General features: G+C 38.6%; 23 protein-coding genes. 21 read left to right on the top strand and 2 right to left on the bottom strand.

Going from position 1 to position 20,357, the window contains the following annotated elements; genetic code table 11:
• Positions 1-6: 6 nt before the first annotated feature.
• The 7 genes from CS898_RS09405 to CS898_RS09375 all read left to right on the top strand — a co-directional run bounded on the left by CS898_RS09405 (position 7) and on the right by CS898_RS09375 (position 4,239).
• Entirely contained in the window at positions 7-1,137 is a 1,131-nt protein-coding gene (locus tag CS898_RS09405) for a hypothetical protein (protein WP_099208937.1), read from the top strand.
• Positions 1,134-1,556, top strand: coding sequence for a type II secretion system protein (locus CS898_RS09400; protein ID WP_099208936.1), 423 nt, complete (start codon positions 1,134-1,136; stop codon positions 1,554-1,556). Before CS898_RS09405 ends, CS898_RS09400 begins: the two co-directional genes overlap by 4 nt.
• Complete coding sequence (locus CS898_RS09395) at positions 1,553-1,897, top strand: type II secretion system protein (RefSeq protein WP_099208935.1); 345 nt, start codon at positions 1,553-1,555, stop codon at positions 1,895-1,897. Before CS898_RS09400 ends, CS898_RS09395 begins: the two co-directional genes overlap by 4 nt.
• Positions 1,845-2,384, top strand: a complete 540-nt coding sequence (locus tag CS898_RS09390; protein ID WP_099208934.1) for a prepilin-type N-terminal cleavage/methylation domain-containing protein — start codon at positions 1,845-1,847, stop codon at positions 2,382-2,384. Before CS898_RS09395 ends, CS898_RS09390 begins: the two co-directional genes overlap by 53 nt.
• Positions 2,338-3,237: a hypothetical protein gene (locus CS898_RS09385; protein WP_099208933.1), complete on the top strand. Its 900-nt coding sequence runs from the start codon at positions 2,338-2,340 to the stop codon at positions 3,235-3,237. Before CS898_RS09390 ends, CS898_RS09385 begins: the two co-directional genes overlap by 47 nt.
• A gap of 64 nt (positions 3,238-3,301) precedes the next feature.
• The gene (efp, locus tag CS898_RS09380) at positions 3,302-3,859 is read left to right on the top strand and encodes an elongation factor P (protein WP_009431577.1); all 558 of its coding nucleotides are present in this window, start codon (positions 3,302-3,304) and stop codon (positions 3,857-3,859) included.
• 11 nt (positions 3,860-3,870) lie between these two features.
• Positions 3,871-4,239 (top strand): CD1247 N-terminal domain-containing protein, encoded by a 369-nt coding sequence (locus CS898_RS09375; protein ID WP_099208932.1) that lies wholly within the window; start codon positions 3,871-3,873, stop codon positions 4,237-4,239.
• 86 nt (positions 4,240-4,325) lie between these two features.
• Here CS898_RS09375 and CS898_RS09370 read toward each other — a convergent pair whose 3' ends face one another.
• The gene (locus tag CS898_RS09370) at positions 4,326-4,664 is read right to left on the bottom strand and encodes an ArsR/SmtB family transcription factor (RefSeq protein WP_009430026.1); all 339 of its coding nucleotides are present in this window, start codon (positions 4,662-4,664) and stop codon (positions 4,326-4,328) included.
• Positions 4,665-4,834: 170 nt separating this feature from the next.
• Here CS898_RS09370 and CS898_RS09365 point away from each other — a divergent pair, with 170 nt between their 5' ends.
• The 6 genes from CS898_RS09365 to CS898_RS09340 all read left to right on the top strand — a co-directional run bounded on the left by CS898_RS09365 (position 4,835) and on the right by CS898_RS09340 (position 11,066).
• On the top strand, positions 4,835-5,053 hold the full coding sequence (locus CS898_RS09365) for a cation transporter (protein WP_099208931.1): 219 nt from the start codon (positions 4,835-4,837) through the stop codon (positions 5,051-5,053).
• Positions 5,054-5,098: 45 nt separating this feature from the next.
• Entirely contained in the window at positions 5,099-7,006 is a 1,908-nt protein-coding gene (locus CS898_RS09360; protein ID WP_099208930.1) for a heavy metal translocating P-type ATPase, read from the top strand.
• 149 nt (positions 7,007-7,155) lie between these two features.
• Positions 7,156-8,802: a glycosyl hydrolase family 18 protein gene (locus CS898_RS09355; RefSeq protein ID WP_159459162.1), complete on the top strand. Its 1,647-nt coding sequence runs from the start codon at positions 7,156-7,158 to the stop codon at positions 8,800-8,802.
• Between the two features lie 99 nt (positions 8,803-8,901).
• Positions 8,902-9,546, top strand: coding sequence for a zinc dependent phospholipase C family protein (locus tag CS898_RS09350; RefSeq protein WP_099208928.1), 645 nt, complete (start codon positions 8,902-8,904; stop codon positions 9,544-9,546).
• 32 nt (positions 9,547-9,578) lie between these two features.
• Positions 9,579-10,577, top strand: coding sequence for an aspartate--ammonia ligase (gene asnA / locus CS898_RS09345; protein WP_099208941.1), 999 nt, complete (start codon positions 9,579-9,581; stop codon positions 10,575-10,577).
• A gap of 27 nt (positions 10,578-10,604) precedes the next feature.
• A complete protein-coding gene (locus tag CS898_RS09340) occupies positions 10,605-11,066 on the top strand; it encodes a GNAT family N-acetyltransferase (RefSeq protein WP_099208927.1) in 462 nt (153 codons plus the stop codon).
• Positions 11,067-11,249: 183 nt separating this feature from the next.
• Here the strand turns inward: CS898_RS09340 and ychF are convergent, their stop codons facing one another.
• The gene (ychF, locus tag CS898_RS09335; protein WP_099208926.1) at positions 11,250-12,338 is read right to left on the bottom strand and encodes a redox-regulated ATPase YchF; all 1,089 of its coding nucleotides are present in this window, start codon (positions 12,336-12,338) and stop codon (positions 11,250-11,252) included.
• Positions 12,339-12,498: 160 nt separating this feature from the next.
• On the opposite strand from ychF, the gene CS898_RS09330 reads away from it, so the two are divergent.
• From CS898_RS09330 to CS898_RS09295, 8 genes are all read left to right on the top strand, one after another.
• Positions 12,499-13,665 carry an ATP-binding cassette domain-containing protein gene (locus CS898_RS09330; RefSeq protein WP_099208925.1) on the top strand — a complete coding sequence of 389 codons (1,167 nt, stop codon included), beginning with the start codon at positions 12,499-12,501 and terminating at the stop codon, positions 13,663-13,665.
• Positions 13,662-14,474, top strand: coding sequence for an ABC transporter permease (locus CS898_RS09325; protein WP_099208924.1), 813 nt, complete (start codon positions 13,662-13,664; stop codon positions 14,472-14,474). The genes CS898_RS09330 and CS898_RS09325 overlap by 4 nt, the downstream gene beginning before the upstream one ends.
• A 95-nt stretch (positions 14,475-14,569) precedes the next feature.
• Positions 14,570-14,923 (top strand): Asp23/Gls24 family envelope stress response protein, encoded by a 354-nt coding sequence (locus CS898_RS09320; RefSeq protein WP_009430148.1) that lies wholly within the window; start codon positions 14,570-14,572, stop codon positions 14,921-14,923.
• A gap of 15 nt (positions 14,924-14,938) precedes the next feature.
• Positions 14,939-16,588: a DAK2 domain-containing protein gene (locus CS898_RS09315; protein WP_099208923.1), complete on the top strand. Its 1,650-nt coding sequence runs from the start codon at positions 14,939-14,941 to the stop codon at positions 16,586-16,588.
• Between the two features lie 51 nt (positions 16,589-16,639).
• A complete protein-coding gene (gene recG, locus CS898_RS09310; RefSeq protein WP_099208922.1) occupies positions 16,640-18,658 on the top strand; it encodes an ATP-dependent DNA helicase RecG in 2,019 nt (672 codons plus the stop codon).
• Between the two features lie 17 nt (positions 18,659-18,675).
• On the top strand, positions 18,676-19,212 hold the full coding sequence (gene rsmD, locus CS898_RS09305) for a 16S rRNA (guanine(966)-N(2))-methyltransferase RsmD (RefSeq protein ID WP_099208921.1): 537 nt from the start codon (positions 18,676-18,678) through the stop codon (positions 19,210-19,212).
• Positions 19,209-19,691, top strand: coding sequence for a pantetheine-phosphate adenylyltransferase (coaD, locus tag CS898_RS09300; protein WP_009430975.1), 483 nt, complete (start codon positions 19,209-19,211; stop codon positions 19,689-19,691). Before rsmD ends, coaD begins: the two co-directional genes overlap by 4 nt.
• A 1-nt stretch (position 19,692) precedes the next feature.
• A complete protein-coding gene (locus tag CS898_RS09295; protein WP_009430098.1) occupies positions 19,693-20,130 on the top strand; it encodes an ATP synthase subunit B family protein in 438 nt (145 codons plus the stop codon).
• Positions 20,131-20,357 lie beyond the last annotated feature (227 nt).

Here is a 20,357-nt window from a genome sequence, read left to right as displayed (position 1 = left end):
GATGAAATGGAAAAGTTATTAGATTTTTTAAAAACGACGACGAGAAGAGAGAAAACTCTTCTTATCGTCTTTTTTTGTGTAATTTTAGTTTTTCTCTATCTACAATTTCTTGCTAGGCCCTTGGAGGATGCTATTTATGCCCAAGAAAGGCAAGAGACCAGCCAGGTAAAAGGGCCAAATAAAAAATATACAGAAGAAGATATTTCATCTATTTTACATAAAATTCAAGCCAATCCTCAAGTTCAAAACTACCAGGAACTGGAGCGGTCTTTTGTGGAAGAAGACCACTTGACTATGGAAGTTAATTTTTCTTTAAGTATGAAAAAAGACCAGTTAGCCTCCTTTATTCGATTTTTAGAAAAAAACTATGAAGTACAAGAGAAAAAAATTGAAGTCAAGGGAGACTTGGCCAATATGGAAGTCAAACTTCACTTCCCCCTGAAGTTTAAACAAATCAGTCAAGAAGATCCTATTCCAAGTCAAGTCCAGGTAAGCCGGCAAGAGCAGACTCAAGGAGAAGCTAAGGGTCTGGCCATTATGGAAACCAAAAGCTCAAGTCCGCCTACAGGACAAAATCCCAGTCCGGTCCAAACCCAGGTTAAGTCCCTAGGACAAGGGGAAATCTCAAAGACAAAGGCTCAGGCAACAAGCCATAAAAGTCTGGAAAAGAAGGCAGCGAAAGCTAAAGCCAAGGTAAAAGAGGCTCCGCTTAAGACCCAAGAAATTTATCAAGTCATGGACCAAGAGCAAAAATTAGAAGCTATGAGTCTATGGAGCCAAGAACTCTTAAATACAGAGACAAATATTGACTTTAAAAGTCTAGACTTAGAAGGACCAAAATTTTTAAATCCCATCTTAAGAATAGAAGAGGACCTTGCATTTTCCTATTTAAATGAAAGAGGAGAAGAGGGGATCCTTAAGTTGACCTTTGAGCCCGTAAGAATTGAAAATTTACTTTTAACCTGTCAAGTTGCTGGTCTTCCAGATACTTGGGTCCTTTATATAAAGGATGGTAGGGAAAATTCTGCTTTTCTATGGGATAAGGAAGCTTGGTCAGGACAATGGGTTTATGGCTTGAACTTTCAAATCCAAAAGCAAGACTTTGTAGATGTCATTGAAATTAAGGCCTATCAATGAAAAAGGGAAGCAGCTTATTGGAAGTCCTTGTGGTGGTGTCCATCCTCTCTCTTTTGTTGACGGTCACCCTACCACGATTTTCCTACATTCAAAAATACAAAGAAAAAAGAAAAATTGAAGAAATTTGCATCAATACGATAAAGGCTAGACGGTTGGCTTTGGATTCTTCAAGGGCTATGACTATAGTCTTTCAAGAAAATAATTATCGTCTGCTAAAGAAGGAGGAAGAAATTTACCAAACTAGTTATGGTGAAGATATTTCTCTGGACCAAGCCAAGGAGATACGGCTGGTTTTTACTAGAAATGGACGACCAGACAACCAGTCGGCCCAGACTATTGTCTTTAAGGGAAAATACAACAAGTATGCCTTGGTGGTTGCTCCGGTAACGGGCCAGGTTCGCTGGGAGGTAAAAGAATGAAAAAATCGGGATTTACCTTAATAGAAGTGGTTCTGAGTCTAGGAGTTTTTGCCTTGATGGTTTATGCCCTCCTACCCCTATTTAGCATAATTTATAGGCAGGTGGATGACCACTATAGGCAAGAAGCCATCATTCAGTGTGCTCGAAACGTTGTAGAAACTAGACTCAGTGGTCAAAGTCCCAAGGATAGCTACCAGGTCAGAGGAAAAAACTATCAATTAAAAGAAGAAGTCCTAGAAAAAAGAGACAACCTAATTCTCTACCAATGGACCTTAAAGGGAGAAAAAGATGAAAGACAGTGGCAATGTTACATACCGGAAGAAGGGATTCACACTCCTTGAAATGGTCTTAGTCCTGGCCATTCTTTCTCTAATTGCCGGGATGATTTATAATTTCATTTGGTCAAGCTTAAATCAAAGTAAAAAGCTTGTAAACCACATAGAAAGCAATGAAAATGTCTATTATGCCATGAATTTTATAGAGGATGAGTTTTTATCGGCTCAAGAAATTTGGAAGATAGGCCTTGAAGGCAAGACCCAGTATTTAATTTGTCAATTTCAAGGCCAAGGAAGCAGATACAAGGGCCACTACCTATTTTATTATTTAGATAGGAAGGGTCAGTTGGTGAGGGTTGCCTGGAAGGCCAATTACATGGACTATAAGGACTTTAGGCCTGTAGATAAATTGGGAAAAAATGTCTTGTGTAAGGGGATTAAGTCTTTTGAAATTACAGAGGATGCCAGTCAGTTTAGGATAAAGGTTGGGACAGATGAGGGAAAACATGTGGAAAAAGTTTTGGCTAAAAGATGCCCAGTTAAAGGAAGCTAAAAAAGGCTTTATCTACCTCTTGACGATTTTTATATGCTTTATGGTCTTGGCTATAGCTGGTTTTTTGCTAGAAATTACTGGTCAATATCAGAACTCTTACCAGGACAAGTGGGACTTTTTTCAAGAGGACTTAAAACTTGAGAGTATGGCCTACCTGTGGACAGGGAAGAATCACTTAAAGGATTTAGAGAAGGCCTATAGGGAAAGCCACAGACTGGCCTTTGAACAAAGGCAAGTTACAGATGGCCTAGAGATAAGCTTTCAAACCTTAAACTGGAGGAACAACCAAGGTACTTTGGAGTTAAAAAAAGATGATCTAAAGAAGAAGGCCGACATCTATCTTTTTTACCAGGAATGGATGGAGGAAAAACCCTATCTTTCCAAGGCAAGCTGGTCACAGGATTTCTCAAGAGGCATGGAGGATTTTGTGTCCCAAGGTTGGCAGGCTGTAGACTTGCCAAAGGTCCATATCCAAGAGGGAACCAGTGCTCTTTTAGTCTATCAAGGGGGAAAGTATTTTTTACTTCAAGATGAAGTTATCTGTGGTCAATGGAACTATGGGGACCAAATTTGTCTTGTAAATGAAGGTCAGCTTAGACTGGAGGGTCTTGTCAGATTAAAAGGAATCCTTATTAACCAAGGAAGCATTCTAGGAGAGGGAAGTTTAGATGGCCTTTACCTATCTGATAGGGATGCTAATTTGACTGTTCAAGGGGCAGTTTTGGGAAATGGCTTGGTCAAAGAAGCCAAGTATGACAAGATTTTAGTCTTTAATCTGGGGATGAAAACACCCATTTTTTATCACTTGACCCTAAAGAATATCCAATCAAGACCCCACGATTATTTTAACTAGGGTCTTGAAACCCTATAGAGCTACCTGTTATAATAAGGGAAGAATATATTGAGGAGGATGACAAATGATTTCTGCAGGTGATTTTCGAAAGGGTTTAACATTTGAAAAAGATGGAGATGTTTATGAAGTTGTAGACTTCCAACACGTTAAACCAGGTAAAGGAGCAGCTTTTGTTCGGGCAAAGATTCGTTCTGTTTTGTCTGGAGGGATTAAGGATACAACCTTTAACCCATCAGAAAAATTTGAAAAAGCGACCATCCAAACAAAAGAAATGCAATACTTGTATAACGATGGGGCACTTTACTACTTTATGGACAATGAAACCTATGAACAAATTCCATTGGAAGGGGATATTGTCAAGGAAGCCATGAATTTTATTCGGGAAAATGACAATGCAACCATTAATTTTTACCAAGGGAAACCCTTTAATGTATCAGCTGCAAATTTCGTTGAGTTAGAAGTTACATTTACAGAACCAGGAGTCAAAGGGGATACCTCTTCAGGAGGAACCAAACCAGCAACAGTAGAAACTGGCTTCAAACTAAATGTACCTTTATTCGTCAATATAGGAGATGTTATTCGGATTGATACTCGTGATGGCGAGTATATGTCCCGTGTATAAGGAGGTTTGTAATGAATTCAATTACAAAAAAAATTGCTTATTTACAAGGGTTAGCAGATGGCCAAGGAATTGGAGAAACTAAAGAAGGACAATTGTTAATTGAAGTGATTCATTTAATGTCTGATGTAGTTGAAGACTTACAAAATCAAATTGACGATCTTGAAGAATATGTAGACATCTTAGAAGAAGACTTGTCAGATTTAGAAGAATATGCCTATGATGATGACGACTTCGATGATTTCGAAGATTTCGAAGACTTTGACCTAGATGATTACGACATGGATCTTTACGACGATCTAGACGATTATGATGAGTTCGAAGCTTGTGACGAAGAGTGTGACTGCGACGATTGTTGTGACTCATCCTTAGATGAAGAATAAATAAAATAAACCTATAAAAATAGCCTCCGAGAGCTAGATTCTGCTTTTGGAGGCTATTTTTATAATAATAAAGAAGGAAATTTTAATTAGTTAAAGACTTGGGACAATATTTTTTTTAACAATTTTGCAGGTTTGTTAGACCTAGCCCGGTAAAACATTTCTTTTCCCTTGCGCTCAGATTCAATCAGGTCGGCTAACTTTAAACTCCTAAGATGGTGGCTGATGGCTGGAGAAGACATGTCCAGTAGGTAGGCAATATTCGTTACACACTCCTCTTGATGACAAAGGAGCCAAAAGATTTTCAACCGTGTAGGGTCTCCGACTTGTTTGAAAATACCGGCTAATTGGTCAGCGGTTTCTTCATCAAAGGGAAGACTTTCAAGGCAGGGACTATTGGGATGACAGTGAGGCTTTTTAACATTCATTTTTTTCTCCTTTTGGCTTTGACTTAATTTAGTTTAAGTATACCAGAAAAGGAAAAAAATTGTAAAAAATTAAATTGGGGCCTTGACGAAGGTCTTCTTTTAAGATATCCTATAAATAAGAACAGTTAAGCATATGTTTAATTGTAAATTATCTATTGAAGGAGCTAATTATGAAAAAAACTTATAAAATTGAAGTAGATTGCGCAGCTTGTGCAGACAAGATGGAAGAAGCAAGTAAGAAAGTTCCAGGAGTGAAAGATGCCAGCATTAATTTCATGGCCTTAAAGCTAAAGGTGGACTTTGAAGAAGGGGCTGATCCAGACCAAGTCATGGAAGAAGTCTTAAAAAGCTGTAAAAAAATAGAGAGAGACTGCGAAATTTATTTTTAGTCTCAGACTATTTTATGGATTGATCCATAGGAGTGAGGAGAAGAAATGAATAAAAAACAAAAAAAGAACCTGGCAAGAATTCTCATATCCCTAATTTTAATTATTTTTTTACATTTTCTACCTGTCCAAGGATGGTTGAGGTTTGCCCTCTACTTAATTCCTTATTTAATTGTGGGTTATGATATTTTAATTAAGGCCTTTTATGGTCTTAAAAACAAACAACCTTTTGACGAATCCCTCCTAATGTCTATAGCTACCCTAGGAGCCATTGCCTTGGCCTTATATTCCAAAAGTGGAGATTATGTAGAGGCTATCGCAGTTATGCTACTGTACCAGCTGGGAGAATTTTTTCAATCCTATGCTGTGGGAAGGAGTCGAAAGTCCATTAGCCAGCTGATGGATATTGCTCCGGACTATGCCAATATAAAAAATGACCAAGGAGACTTAATTCAAGTAGACCCAGAAGAAGTCCAAGTAGGGACTGAAATTTACATTAAGCCGGGAGAAAAGATTCCCATTGATGGTCAGGTCCTGGAGGGAAAGTCTAGCTTGGATACGGCAGCCTTAACAGGAGAATCCCTACCCCAAGATGTAGGAGTGGGAAGTCAGGTGTTTTCTGGAGCCATTAATTTAAACGGACTTTTGAGGGTCAAGACGACAAAAGAATTTGGTGAGTCAACAGCCTCTAAAGTGATGGAGCTAATAGAGGATGCCAGTTCACGAAAGTCCAAGTCGGAAAACTTCATTAGTAAGTTTGCCCGAATTTATACACCAGTAGTGGTGGTGGCGGCTTTAATTCTAGCCATTATTCCACCAATTATTTTAAAAGTCAGCGGGAATCCTTCTCATTGGGATGATTGGATTTATCGAGCCTTGACCTTTTTAATCATCTCTTGCCCTTGTGCCTTGGTTATTTCCATCCCCCTTTCTTTCTTTGCGGGGATTGGCGGGGCTAGTAAGAAGGGGATTTTGATTAAGGGGTCGAATTATTTAGAAACATTGTCTGAAGTTTCTGAGATTGTCTTTGACAAGACAGGAACCTTGACCAAGGGAAGCTTTACTGTTACAGCTATCCATCCCCAAGAGCTTAAGGAAGAAGACCTCCTCCACCTAGCAGCTCATGTAGAGCGTTATTCCACTCATCCAATTGCAGATTCTGTAAGAAAGGCCTATCCTAATGAAGATGACGACTGCCAGGTAGAGGACATTAATGAAATGGCAGGTCATGGTATTACAGCCAAGGTCAACGGCCATTTGGCCTATGTAGGAAATACAAAACTCATGGACCACTTTTCCATTCCTTGGAAGGCTTGTGACCACGTAGGAACTATTCTCCATATTGCTAGAGATGGCCACTACCAAGGGCATATTGTCATTGCAGATACCATTAAGAAAAATGCTAAAGCAGCCATTAAGGCCTTAAAGGCAGAAGGAATTAAGAAGACCCTGATTTTAACAGGAGACAATGAAGAAGTGGCCAAAGATGTGGCAGAAAAACTATCTGTTGATGGTTATTATAGCCAGCTGCTTCCTCAAGACAAGGTAGCTAAACTGGAAGAAGAATTGCAGGCCTTAAAGGGAACTAAGGAACGCTTGGCTTTTGTAGGAGATGGCATCAATGATGCTCCTGTTCTCACAAGGGCAGATGTGGGGATTGCCATGGGTGCCATGGGGTCTGATGCAGCCATTGAAGCGGCAGATGTCATTTTAATGGATGATGATCCCTTTAAAATTGCCCTAGCCATTAAAATCTCCAAAAAGTGCTTGAGGATTGTCAAACAAAACACCTATGCTTCTATAGGCATAAAGGTCTTTGTTTTAATTTTGGGAGCCTTAGGTTATGCCTCCATGTGGGCAGCTATTTTTGCCGATGTGGGAGTTACTGTCTTAGCTGTTTTAAATGCCATACGCTGTATGTTTGAAAAATCAGAAGATCCAAGTAAATATATATAAATAAATCAAAAGGGTGGAATCAATGGATTCCATCTTTTTGATTTAATATGGATAAAATAGGTTTTTTAATAGGAAACTGGACAAAATCCCACTTTCTATATTATAATAGACCTGTTCATGCCGTTAATGGGCATGCGGAAAGGATACCTATGAAAAAAGTACTTAGCATATTATTAATACTTATTATATTATTTGGGGCAGGAGGATACCTAGCCTTCCGTTTTTTAAACCGGGGTTCTGGAGAAGTGTCCAGTCAAGCAGATGGTCTGGCCTTTATCAGTGATGGGACAAGTCAAGACAGCAAAGATTTTGCCTTAATTGATGGTCAATATTACTTGAGCCTTGACTATATTCAAAAGAATTTAGATGAAACAGTCTACTATGATAAAAATGAAGGTATCGTTAGTTTTACAAATAAACAGGGGTTAAAACGCCTGAAGATAGATGAAGACACCTTTACTTTAAATGGTAAGACGATGGAATTGAGAGACCCTGTTATTCAAAAGGATGACACAATCTTAATTCCTACAGAAGCCTTTATCCATGATTATCCTGTAGAGTTTCGCTACCATAAAGAATCCAACAAGTTAAACTTAGACTTTACCAATGTGGACCATGCAGTAGGTAGCGCCCTTAAGGGGACCTTGTTGAGAGAAAAAGCAAGTTCTTCATCCCCCTATATTACAAGAATTCAAGGGGATGAAAAAATCATCTTTTATGGTGAAGAAGGAGATTTTTACCGTGTTCGCCTTGAAAATGGCTATGGAGGTTACCTCTTAAAGTCAAATTGTAAGGTTGATTTTAGAGAAAATAAATTTAAAGGACCATTTGCAAAAAATGAAGAGGCTCAAGTTCAAGAGCCTCTTCATTTAACATGGGACTATATTTATGGGAAAGAAAACCAAGAGCGCATCAATGCCATCCAAAAAATTCCTGGAGTGGATATTATTGTCCCAACTTGGTTTTCTATCCAGGACAAGGAAGGGACAGTCTATGACCGGGGAAATGTTGCCTATGTCAACAAGTATAGAGGTCTGGGCATAGATGTTTGGGGCTATATCGACAATAGCTTCGATCCTGAAATTACCCATGCAAGCCTCTCCTCTACAGCCAAGAGAGATAAGGTTTTAGACCAACTCATGAGCCTCCTTAGGATCTATCACATGAAGGGGGTTAATGTAGACTTTGAACATGTCAATTTGGAAGATGGGCCTTACATTACCCAATTTGTTCAAGAGCTCAAGGCTCTATGTTATCAAGAAGACATCAAGGTCAGTGTGGATGTCACCCCCCAATTGTCTCGGGACCCAAATAAAGAAGTATATAATCGGGAAAAATTAGCCAAAGCGGCAGACTATATTGTTTTAATGGCCTATGACCAATACTGGTCATCCAGTGAGAAACCTGGAAGTGTGGCAGAATACAAGTGGGTAGAATCTCATCTAAACACCCTCTTTCGGTCTGTACCCAAGGAAAAAATTATTTTAGGAGTCCCCCTTTACACCAGGCTCTGGACCCAAAACAATGGGAAATGGACTAGTAAAAATATTACCATGGGTCAAGCTGGAAGCTACTTGGCTAACCAAGGGCAAAAGGCCAAGTGGGATGATGTCATTAAACAATATGTCTTAGACACAGATACAGAAAAAATATGGTTGGAAAATAGTGATTCTTTAAAATACAAGGCAGGCTTAGTACCCAAGTATGGCCTAAGAGGATTGGCCTCCTGGCGTAAGGGGCTAGAGACTCCAGACGTATGGACTGTCTTGGACCAAGCTATTCATTTGGATAAATAAAGCGATCTTGAGAAAAGGACCAGGCAAGAAAGATTGACCTATACAGAAAAAGTGGTATAATAGAAGAGTGTATTGAAAAAGTAAAAGGGGGATGGTTTTATCTACTTTGACTGCCATAAGGCAATTGCAAAACGGGTTTATGACCATGCTGTGACCCACTATGAAATTGACTTGTCTCAAGACAAGCTTCTATGGAATAGTATCGCACCGGACATTATACCGTTTTATAAATTTATTCCTCACTATAAGGAAGAATCCGTTGATTATATCGCTAAGGAAATTGTTGATTTAATCTTTTTATCTCAAAAGAGTAACTTATCATCTCAAGATAATTTTTTAAATAAATATTTTAGTAAGAAACTGGGAGTTGTAACCCATTATCTAGCAGACTATACCTGCTATCCACATGCTAAAAGAATTCGCTGCTCCAGCCGAAAAAATGGACAAATTCATTTAAGCTATGAAAAAAATTTAAATAGCTACCTAGAAAGTCATGAATTTAAACAAGTTCGATTGGAGTCTATGGACTTGGAAACACAAAGATATAGTAAGATGGTTCAACAGGTTAAGGAATATATCTTGGAGGCTGTTAAAGCCTATGAGAGACAACCTGAAGATTATGGAACAGACTTGGATTTTGCCCTAGCCTTAAACCAAAGAGTTCTGGATGGAATTTTAACCTGTGAAGATCCAGTTTATGAAGCAATATTTCAACAAAAGAAGAGCTCCATCATAAGCTTATGATGGGAGCTTTTTCTAATTATAAAGGAGAAAAGATGCGAAACAATTCAGATTGTAAATTTTTAGATATACGAGAGACACAAATAGCCATTAAGTCCTTAAAAGACTTTTTTCAAAGAGACTTGGCCAACACTCTAAATTTAACTAGGGTTAGTGCTCCCTTATTTGTTCGACCAGAAACAGGCTTAAATGATAACTTATCGGGCAAGGAAAAGGCGGTGGATTTTAAAATCCGCAAATATGACATGAATGTTGAAATTGTTCAATCTTTGGCTAAGTGGAAAAGACATGCCTTAAAAAAATATGGTTTTAAGGATTATGAAGGAATCTATACCGACATGAATGCCATCCGCCCTGATGAAGAGTTTGATGAAATCCATTCTGTCTATGTGGACCAATGGGATTGGGAAAAAATCATAAAAAAGGAAGATAGGACAGAATCCTACCTCCATTATATTGTCAAAGAAATTTATTCTGTATTTTTAAGGACAGAAAGCTTTATCAACACCATCTATCCCTATTGCCTCAGCCCTAAATTACCTAAGAGTATCTATTTTATCACGGCAGAAGAACTCTTGGAACGCTATCCAGATAAGAGTCCAAAAGAGAGAGAATATACCATCTGTAAAGAAAAGAAAGCCGTCTTCCTTCAAGGAATTGGAGGAAACCTGAAAAGTGGACAACCCCATGACTCTCGAAGCCCGGACTATGATGACTGGACCTTAAATGGAGATATCCTGGTCTGGAACCCTACGACTCAAAATGTCTTGGAGCTTTCTTCCATGGGAATCCGGGTGGATGAGAATCGGCTTAAGATTCAATCTGAACTTTCGGGGACTTGTGATCGTTTGGGACAAGCCTACCATAAGGCCCTATTAAACTATGAACTTCCCTACACTGTAGGAGGAGGTATTGGTCAATCTAGACTATGTATGTTCTTCTTGGAAAGAAAACATATTGCTGAAGTTCAAGCTTCTGTCTGGACGGATGAATTTTTAGAAGAAGCCAGGATGAGAGGGATACAAGTATTATAAGGATTGCGTTTTTTAGGAGGATGAAAAATGATCAGAAGATGCCTTTTATCAGACAAGGAAAAATGGTATGAATTAAATTTAAAGTTCATGGAGTACGAATACAAAGATGAAAATGTTTGGGAAAATCCTTTAGAAAAAGGAGATCCTAGGAAAATTTTTGAAGAAATTATCCAAGACCCAGCTTCTCCAAATCGTTTATTTCTTATAGAAGAGGGAGAAAAAGCTATTGGATTCATCAATGCAGCTTATTTTACAAGTATATGGGCTCATGGGAAGGTGTTATTTATTGACGATTTTTTCATTCTTGAAGAATTTAGAGAAAAAGGTTATGGTAAAAAAGCTCTTTATGACTTGGAAGAAAAAATGAAGGCAGAAGGTTATCGGCGTTTTCAACTCTTAGCAGAAGAAACCAACCCCAGAGCGATTGATTTTTATAATAGAGAGAAATATGCAAAACAAAAAATAAATTTCTTTTGTAAATATCTATAATAAATAATTTGCCCAAAGATAAAATAATGGGAAGAGATGATTTAAAATAGATTTGGACGAGTAATAAAATCCTTTTTAAGATGAAAATCACCGATAAAGTGAGATTATTGACAAGGGAGAATAAATTTTGGAAGAAAAAAGGAGTGAGATGAAATTCTCACTCCTTTTTTGATAAAGATTTATTTACACATTGAACTTAAACAGGACGACATCGCCATCTTCCATTACATAGTCTTTTCCTTCTTGGCGGATTAAACCTTCTTCCCGGGCCTTGGCCATGGAGCCTGCCTTAACAAGATTATCAAAAGAAATGACATCGGCCTTGATAAAGCCTCGCTCGATGTCTGAGTGGATTTTGCCACCAGCTTGAGGGGCCTTGGTTCCGTCTGTAATGGTCCAGGCCCTAGATTCCATGGGGCCGGTAGTTAAAAAGCTAATTAGGCCTAGAAGCTTATAAGAGGCCTTGATTAAGCGGTCTAGACCGGATTGTTCAATTCCCAACTCCTCTAAAAAGAGTTGTTTTTCATCGTCATCTAAAGTGGCAATTTCTGCTTCGATTTCAGCACTAATGGGAACTACTTCATCATGTAACTTTTCGGCGTATTCTTTAACCTGGTCGATATAGGGATGGCTGTCTTGGCTTAATTCATCTTCTGAAACATTGGCTACATAAATAACTGGCTTAAAGGTCAGTAGGTTAAAAGAAGAAATCATTTTTTCTTCTTCTTCAGATAATTCCATGGTTCGTAAGGGCTCTGATTTTTCTAGGGCCCCAATGAGCCGTTCAACTAGATCTAGCTCGGGTTTTAAAGCCTTGTCTCCCTTGACTTGTTTAACTAGTTTGCCTTGTCTTTTTTCTAATTGGTCTAGGTCTGAAAGCATCAATTCTAAGTTAATGGTTTCAATATCTCGGATAGGATCAATAGATCCATCCACGTGAATAATTTGATCATTGTCAAAGCAACGAACTACATGGACGATGGCTTCGACTTCTCGAATATGGTTTAAAAATTGGTTTCCAAGACCTTCCCCATGGCTTGCTCCTCGAACTAGGCCTGCAATATCAAAAAATTTGATGGATACAGGAACTTCCCTCTCAGACTGGCTGATTTTGGATAAGATTTTTAACCGCTCATCTGGCACATTGACAACACCTACATTGGGCTCAATGGTTGCAAAGGGATAGTTAGCAGCTTCGGCTCCAGCCTTGGTAATAGCATTAAATAATGTTGATTTTCCTACGTTGGGTAACCCCACAATTCCTAATTTCATAGTCTCCTCCTCTAACTCTATGTATTATACTATATATTAGCAAAAGAATAAAATATGAAAAAATAAATGAAAATGGGGTATAATATTAGATAGCTATTACTATCCAAAGGTTTGTATTTGTGATAAACTTAAGGAAGAAATTAATAAATGAGGTGAAAATATGGGCGCCATTGTTATCAACGATATAACGAAACGAAGTGGGCGAAAGAGAATATTAGACCAGGTAAATTTAGAAGTATTGGAAGGGGAATTTTTTTCTATCTTAAGCATGGAAGAAGAAGCAAAAGATGCTCTTGCTAAAATCCTTTTTAATTTTAAAAAGCCATCTAGTGGTCATGCATCAATCTATAATTTTGATGTCAACAAGCAAAGCAAGGATGTCAAGAGCTATACATCCTTTATTTCTAAAGAAGCCTTGTTCCCGGAAAACTTAAAAAGAAAGACAATTTTTAAAAAGACTTTAAATTTTCATGAACTAGAAATGCCAGAGGACTATGATGAGTTAATGGATTCTTTTGATTGTCAAGACAACCCAAAGGTTGCTAATATGGATGCAAGAGAAAGAAGGATGACATCAATTGTCAATGCTTTACTCGTCCATCCTAGAGTTTTGATTGTCCAAGATGCAACCCGAGGAATGAATCCAGTGGATTGTCAAAACTTTTTAAATAAGTTAAAAGAATTGCAAAAAAGTGAAAATTTAACCATCTTATTCTTGAGTGACGACCTATCTATTGCCCAAAGATATAGTGATCGGGTAGCTTATTTGCACGAAGGGCGAATTCGAGACATTGAGTATTTAAAAGACAAAGAAAGTAAGGATAAGCTTCTTAGGGTTTATTCTGCAAAACTTAGGAAGGAAGAATTCTTCAGAATCGGTGCAAGACCTGTGGACCGGAACTACACAGAGGCGACTTTTTATTATGATGGCTATTTGCCGGATTTGACAAATCTTTTATACCAACAAGGTATTGAAGACTTTAATTTAGAGGATGCTCTTTTGCAAGATAAGATTGACGCCTATTATGGTCCCCAAGGGAATATGGACTATAGGCAAGAAGTTTCCCCATCTAAACAAGATCAAGAAGTTCAAGAAAAAGTAGAAGAAGAGAATTTAGAAGCAGACTTGTCAGAAGAAAAGAGTCCAGATGAGATTTTCTTCGGGGAAGATAATGGCGATTTTACAGAAAGCAAGGAGATAGAAAAGATCAACCTTGTAGACCAAGATAGAGAAGAAAACCAGGTAGAGGATACGAAAGTCATTGATAAAAATGACCTATTGAATCAACTGGAAAATGGAAATGATAAGGGAGGGTTTAATCAATGAGTATATTTGGAATGGAATTTAAATCAAATATCGGTAAATTTTTTGCCTGGCTCATTGTCTTGTCAATTTTAACCGGTTTGAGCATGGCTTTTTATCAATTTATGTTGGATCCAAGCACCAAGGGGATTTTTGATAGCTTTATTGGAAGTTTGAGCCCCACCATGCAAAGTGTCTTTAATCTAGATCCTGAGATTGACTATACCGACTTAACCCAATACATTGGATTTATTTTCCAATTTATTGCAGGTCTAGTGGCTATTTTTGCAATGCAGCTAGGAGCCAGAAGTTTAGCCAAGGAACAAGGAACAGGGGATATTGAATACATCTATGCAAACCCTGTAAGCCGGGATGAAATTTATTGGCAAAAGTTTTTAGCAAACTTCATTTTATTTTTCTTATTCTGCCTATGTTTTGCAGCCATTACCTTTGGCTTAAGTCTTATTTTACAACCAACCACTCTTAGAAAGGCAGACCTTTTACTTGGAGTTCTAAAGACCTTCTTAAGTGTCTTTGTTATCGGTTTGGTTTATCTAGGCTTAGGGATGTTTCTTTCCTCTCTCTTTAATAGCCAACAAGCAGATGAGGGAGCTTGTGTTTTAATTGTCCTTTTGTCGGCTCTGATTATTATTCTGTTAAAGATGTTTGTTGGATTAGAAGCAGCTGGCTATTTTATTCTAGAAGGTTTTAAGGGAATTTCTGTGGTTCAAGGAAGTTTTAGTCTTATTTCTCTAGTTGCCGGTGGACTTGTCTTTGTCCTGGGCTTAGTTTTTGGATATTTAATTTATAATGCAAAAGAATTGAAATATTAAAAAGAGGGTTGGCTGACCAACCCCTTTTTTATGGAAAACTTGTCAAAAACCTCAAGCTCATGTAAAATAGAGGTATTAAATCAAGGAGGATAGATATGCCAACAACCATAAATACAAACCTGGGTACCATACAAATAGAACCTGCCGTATTGGCGCAAATCGCTGGAGTTTCAGCCATGGAAAGTTATGGTATTGTAGGAATGGCTTCCAAAAATGCTGCAGATGGAATTTTCCAACTACTTCGTTTTGAAAACCTCTCTAAGGGAATTGAAGTTGATGTAGATGAAACATCAATTAATATAAAGTTACATGTTATCTTAGAATATGGCGTCCGAATCTCAACTGTAGGTGAAAATATTATTGATCGGGTACGTTTTAATGTAGAACAAATGACAGGTCTTACTGTAGATAATGTAGAGATCCTTGTCGAAGGAATTCGGATGGACTAGGAGGTAGCACAAAGAATGAGGATTGAGAAAAATAAATTTATAGAAGTTTTACAGTCCAGTGTAAATAACCTTCTAAACCACAAAGAAGAAGTAAATGCATTAAATGTTTTTCCCGTACCGGATGGAGACACAGGAACCAATATGTCCTTGACCATCAAAAGTGCCTTGGAAGAGGTTAAACGTTCAGTCGAAAATGACCTAGGCAAACTTGCAAAAGATACTGCCAGAGGATCCTTAATGGGAGCCCGGGGGAATTCAGGTGTTATCCTATCTCAATATTTTAGGGGCTTAGCAGAGGGCTTAGCTGATCTTAAAGACTTTACACCAGCAGAAGTTGCTCATGTCCTGACCCAGGCATCTAAAACCACCTATAATGCAGTGATGAAACCCACAGAAGGGACCATCCTCACCGTAGGAAGAGAAACAGCTGAATTTGCAAATCGATTTAGCAAGAAGGAATCAACAGATATCTTGCTTTTTTTAGGCGAAGTTTTAGAAGCAGGTAAAAAATCTTTGGCAAATACACCAAATCTTCTTCCAGTTTTAAAAGAAGCCAAGGTTGTAGACGCCGGAGGCCAAGGACTTATTTATATTTTAGAAGGGGCTTATTTAGCCTTAAAAGGCCAGGGAGTCCAATCCTTGACTGGAGAAGAAGCTAAAGATCTTCCAAGTCAAAAGGTATCCAGTCGGGAAAAAATCTCCACTGATGATATTCAATTTGGTTATTGTACAGAATTTATGATTCAAACAGAATCCAATGACGTGGATGGTTTTCGAAATAAATTGAAACCTCTAGGAGACTGTCTATTAGTGGTAGGGGGAGAAGGGATAATTAAAACTCATATCCACACCAACCATCCTGGAAAGGCCTTGGAATATGCTGTAGAGTTGGGCCAATTAAAGGATATAAAAATAGACAACATGCGTTTCCAACATGAAGAAGTTCTCTTAAAAGATGAGCTGGAGGAAATGCGTAGCCAGCAAGTAGAAAGTCCCCAACAAAAGGATAAGGACTATGGTTTTGTGGCTGTATCCATGGGAGAGGGCCTATCTGAAATATTCAAGGAAATTCAAGTAGACCAAGTTATCTTTGGTGGTCAAACTATGAACCCCAGTACCCAAGATTTTGTCAAGTCAATCCAAGCTATACCAGCAAAGACCATTTATCTTTTGCCCAATAATTCAAATATTATAATGGCTGCGGAACAAGCTGCTGAAATTAGCGAAAAAGATGTTCGTGTTATTCCCAGCAAAACTGTGCCCCAAGGAATTGCCGCTATGCTGGCCTTTAATGAAGAATCCGATCCCCATGAAGTGGAAGAAGCTATGACTCAGGCCATCCAAGAAATTCGGTCTGGATCTGTAACCTATGCGGTTCGAGACACCACCATAAAGAATCAAGAAATTAAAAAAGGTAATTTTATCGGTCTTTATGAAAAAGAAATTACAAGTTTTGGAGACGACCTAGAAGAGACAACTATCCAATTGATTCGGGACATGGCCTTTGATGATGCCTATATGGTTACCATCTATTATGGAGAAGATGTAGATATCCAGGATGCTGAAGACTTAAAAGCCAAACTTGAAGAAGAGTTTGAAGATTTGGATGTAGATATTATTCCTGGAGGGCAACCCCTGTACTATTATTTGGTATCCATCGAATAGAGAAATGAAACCTAGGATCTTGTGTCCTAGGTTTGTTATTATGGAGGGAAAATGAACTTAGAGGGACCAATCTCGCAAATCAAGGGAGTTGGAGAAAAGCGAAAAGAAAAATTTAAAAAAATACGCATTGAATCAATTCTTGATCTTTTGTATTATTTTCCAAGAGACTATGAAGACTTATCCAGGCCCCAACTCTTTCAAGATGGCCAACTGGGAGAGAGAATCCTGGTAAGGGTAGAGGCCCGGTCCAAGTATTCTGTGAATCGGCAGATGTGGAAATTAATGGTTGTGGACCAAGAGCAAACCCAGGCAGAGATAGCCTTTTTTTCCCAAGGCTATTTAATGGGAAAAATTAAAGAGGGGACCAACTACTATCTATATGGGGACCTAAAGGTTTTTCGAGGTCGCTATCAAATGGCCAACCCCAGAGTTTACAGCCTCTGGGAATTTAAAAAAGTTCAGGGAATCCGCCCCATCTATCCCCAGCAAAAAGGTCTCAAACAATTTGAATTTGAACAACTAATCCAAAGGGTTTTACCTGAACTTCATGACTTAGAGGAGGTAATTCCAAAACCAGTACGCCTTAAATACTCCCTTTTATCTAGGGCTTCCAGCTTAAAAGAAATTCACCAACCCACAAGCTACGAAAGACTTTTAGAGGCCAAGAAGAGGATGGTCTTTGAAGAATTTTTTATCTTACAACTTTCGGTTTTTTACCGGCAGGGATATGACACATCCCAAGAGGGCCTGCCCATGAAAAAAATAGATATGGAGAAAATTTTAAAAGAAATTCCCTTTCCCTTGACTCCAGGCCAGGATAGAAGCTTAAGTGAAATTATAGGAAGTCTGACTGACGGCAGGGCAATGAGACGCCTCCTTCAAGGAGATGTAGGAAGCGGAAAAACTATGGTGGCCATGGTAGCCATGGCTTTTTGCATTGAAAATGGTTACCAATGCGCCATGATGGCGCCAACAGAAATTTTAGCTAGCCAGCACTACCAGTCAGCCTTGGATTTTTTTAAGCCCTTTTCTTATCGGGTAGCCCTATTAACAGGAAAGACAAAAGCCAAGGACCGAGAAGAAATACTGGAGGATTTAAAGGCTGGAAAAATTGACATCCTTTTAGGGACACACGCTTTAATTCAAGACGATGTCATATTTAAGAAACTGGGGCTGGTTATAACCGATGAACAGCACCGTTTTGGAGTCAGCCAAAGAGAAAAGCTCTTAGAAAAAGCAAAAGCTGTGCACTCTCTAGTTATGACAGCTACACCCATACCTAGGACTTATGCTATGGCCAGTTATGGGGACTTAGATGTCTCTTTTATTGACACCATGCCCCCAGGAAGAAAGCCTGTCCAAACAACATCCGTGTCTAAAAGCGACTTACAAAAGGCCCTGGATTTTACAAGGGCCCAATTGAGAGAGGGGAGACAAGCCTATGTGGTGACTCCTTTGATTGAAGAAAACCACCAGTTGGACTTAGAGTCAGCCATTAAGACCTACCAGGAACTGAAAGAAGAATTTAAACCTTTTCGAGTTTCTCTTATGCATGGGCAGCTTTCTTCCAGCGAAAAAGAAAGCATTATGGAAGATTTTTACCAACATAAAATTGACCTTTTAGTGAGTACCACCGTCATTGAGGTAGGGGTTAATGTACCCAATGCCAATGTCATGCTGATTTATGATGCCCAGCAATTTGGTTTGGCTCAGCTCCATCAACTAAGGGGGCGGGTAGGCCGAGGAAGTTACCAGTCTTATTGTATCCTTTATAATTCCAGTGACAGTGAAAAATCCTGGGAGCGAATGGGAATCATGCAAGAAACCACCAATGGACTTCTTATTGCTGAAAAAGATTTGAGCTTGCGAGGTGCAGGAGATTTCTTTGGCACAAAGCAAAGTGGAGCCTCCAGTTTCTTCATAGGGGATATCTTGAGGGACTATCCCATTTTTAAAGAAGCCCAAGTAGAGGCACGAAGATTTTTCCACCGCTACAAGTGGGACCAAGTAAAAGATACTGCCTTGGAAAGAGAGATTCAAAGAAAAGAAGCTCTAATTTCCAGAACCTAAGCTAAGAGGGAGGATACATGCGGATTATTTCAGGAAGTAAACGGGGCTTAAAACTAAATGCACCCAAATCACTAGACACCCGTCCTACTGAAGACCGGGTTAAAGAAAATATGTTTAACCTACTAGGGAACCTTCGAGACTTAAAGGTCCTGGATGCCTTTGCCGGGACAGGAGCTTTGGGCTTGGAAGCCTTAAGTCGGGGTGCCAGCTATGTCTTGTTTTGCGAAAATAATCACAAAACCTTGACTACTTTAAAGGATAATATTGAAAAAGTTAATCTAAAGAGCTATACTATGTATAGTGGTGATGTATATACTGCTCTAAACAAGACCAAAGAGAAATTCGATCTAGTCTTTTTAGATCCACCCTATCAAGATTTAGAAGCATATGGAAAAGTTTTAAATCACTTAGTAGACCGAGATCTTCTCAATCCTGAAGCAAGGATTATGTGTGAAAGAAACCATGAAATTGACTTGCCCCAGGGCTTTGATTGTTTGAAATCTCGTAAGTATGGTTCTAAATGGGTTGATATCGTAAAATGGAGTAAAAGATGAAAGTAATATATGCAGGCAGTTTTGATCCAGTTACTTATGGACATATGGATATTATTTACCGGAGTAGAGATATTTTTGGTGAAGTGATAGTTGCAGTTTTAGAAAACAAGAGTAAGAAAAGTTTGTTTAGCCTAGAAGAACGTATGCACCTACTGGAAAAAACCTTTGAAAATGATAAAAATATTGAAATTGATAGCTTTCAAGGGCTTTTAATTGACTATGCCAAGAGCAAGGGAAGCAAGGTCATTGTTCGGGGATTAAGAAGTGCAACGGATTACGAAGCTGAATGGGTTTTAGCCATGGCCAACCGTAGTGCAGAAAATTACGTGGAAACTTTATTTATTCCTTCATCCCATCATTTAGTCTATGTCAGCTCCTCATTAGCCAAAGAAATCGCAGCATTTGGAGGAGATGTATCGGATTATGTACCACCTATCGTCCAAGAGGCGCTAATAAATAAAATGAGAAAGGAGCACTAACATGGATGTATTAAAATATGTAGATGACTTAGAGGATATCGTTGAAACTTCAAGCACAATTCCCCTAACAGGTAAAATCATGGTGGAAAAAGAGGAAATTCTAGACATACTGGAAAACTTACGTAGAGACCTACCCTTGGAGTTAACAGAGGCAACTCAAATTCGTAAAGATAAGGATTTGATTATTAAAGATGCCCACAAGGAAGCTGAAAAGATTATTCAAGGAGCTAAGGCTCAAGCAGACCAATTAGTTGCTGAAGATGAATTAGTTCGTAAGGCTAATGCTCGGGCACAAGAGTTGATGGATACAGCTAACGAGGAATCCAATCAAATCAGAACAGGGGCTAGGGATTATGCCGATAAATTATTGGAACAAACTCAAGTACAATTGTCTGATGTCATTAAATTACTTAATGAAAACCGGCAAGAATTAAAATAAAAGTATTTAAAAACCTCTTTACCAATGCACTGACCCCCAAAAGTTGGACCAAGAAATCCAACCTTTGGGGGTCTTTTAATGGCAAAATACAGTTACGAATTGAAGAAGAAAATCGTCGAGGAGTACTTGTGTGGTAAAACAAGTTATCAAGCCTTAGTAATGAAATACCAAATCGAGAAGTCCGTTCTCAGGCTATGGATTAGCAATTACAAAAATTATGGCGATGA

Source organism: Urinicoccus timonensis, from assembly GCF_900232945.1.
Lineage (GTDB): Bacteria > Bacillota > Clostridia > Tissierellales > Peptoniphilaceae > Urinicoccus > Urinicoccus timonensis.
Note: the sequence above shows the minus strand (reverse complement) of the source record. Positions and strands in the feature narration are given on the sequence as shown.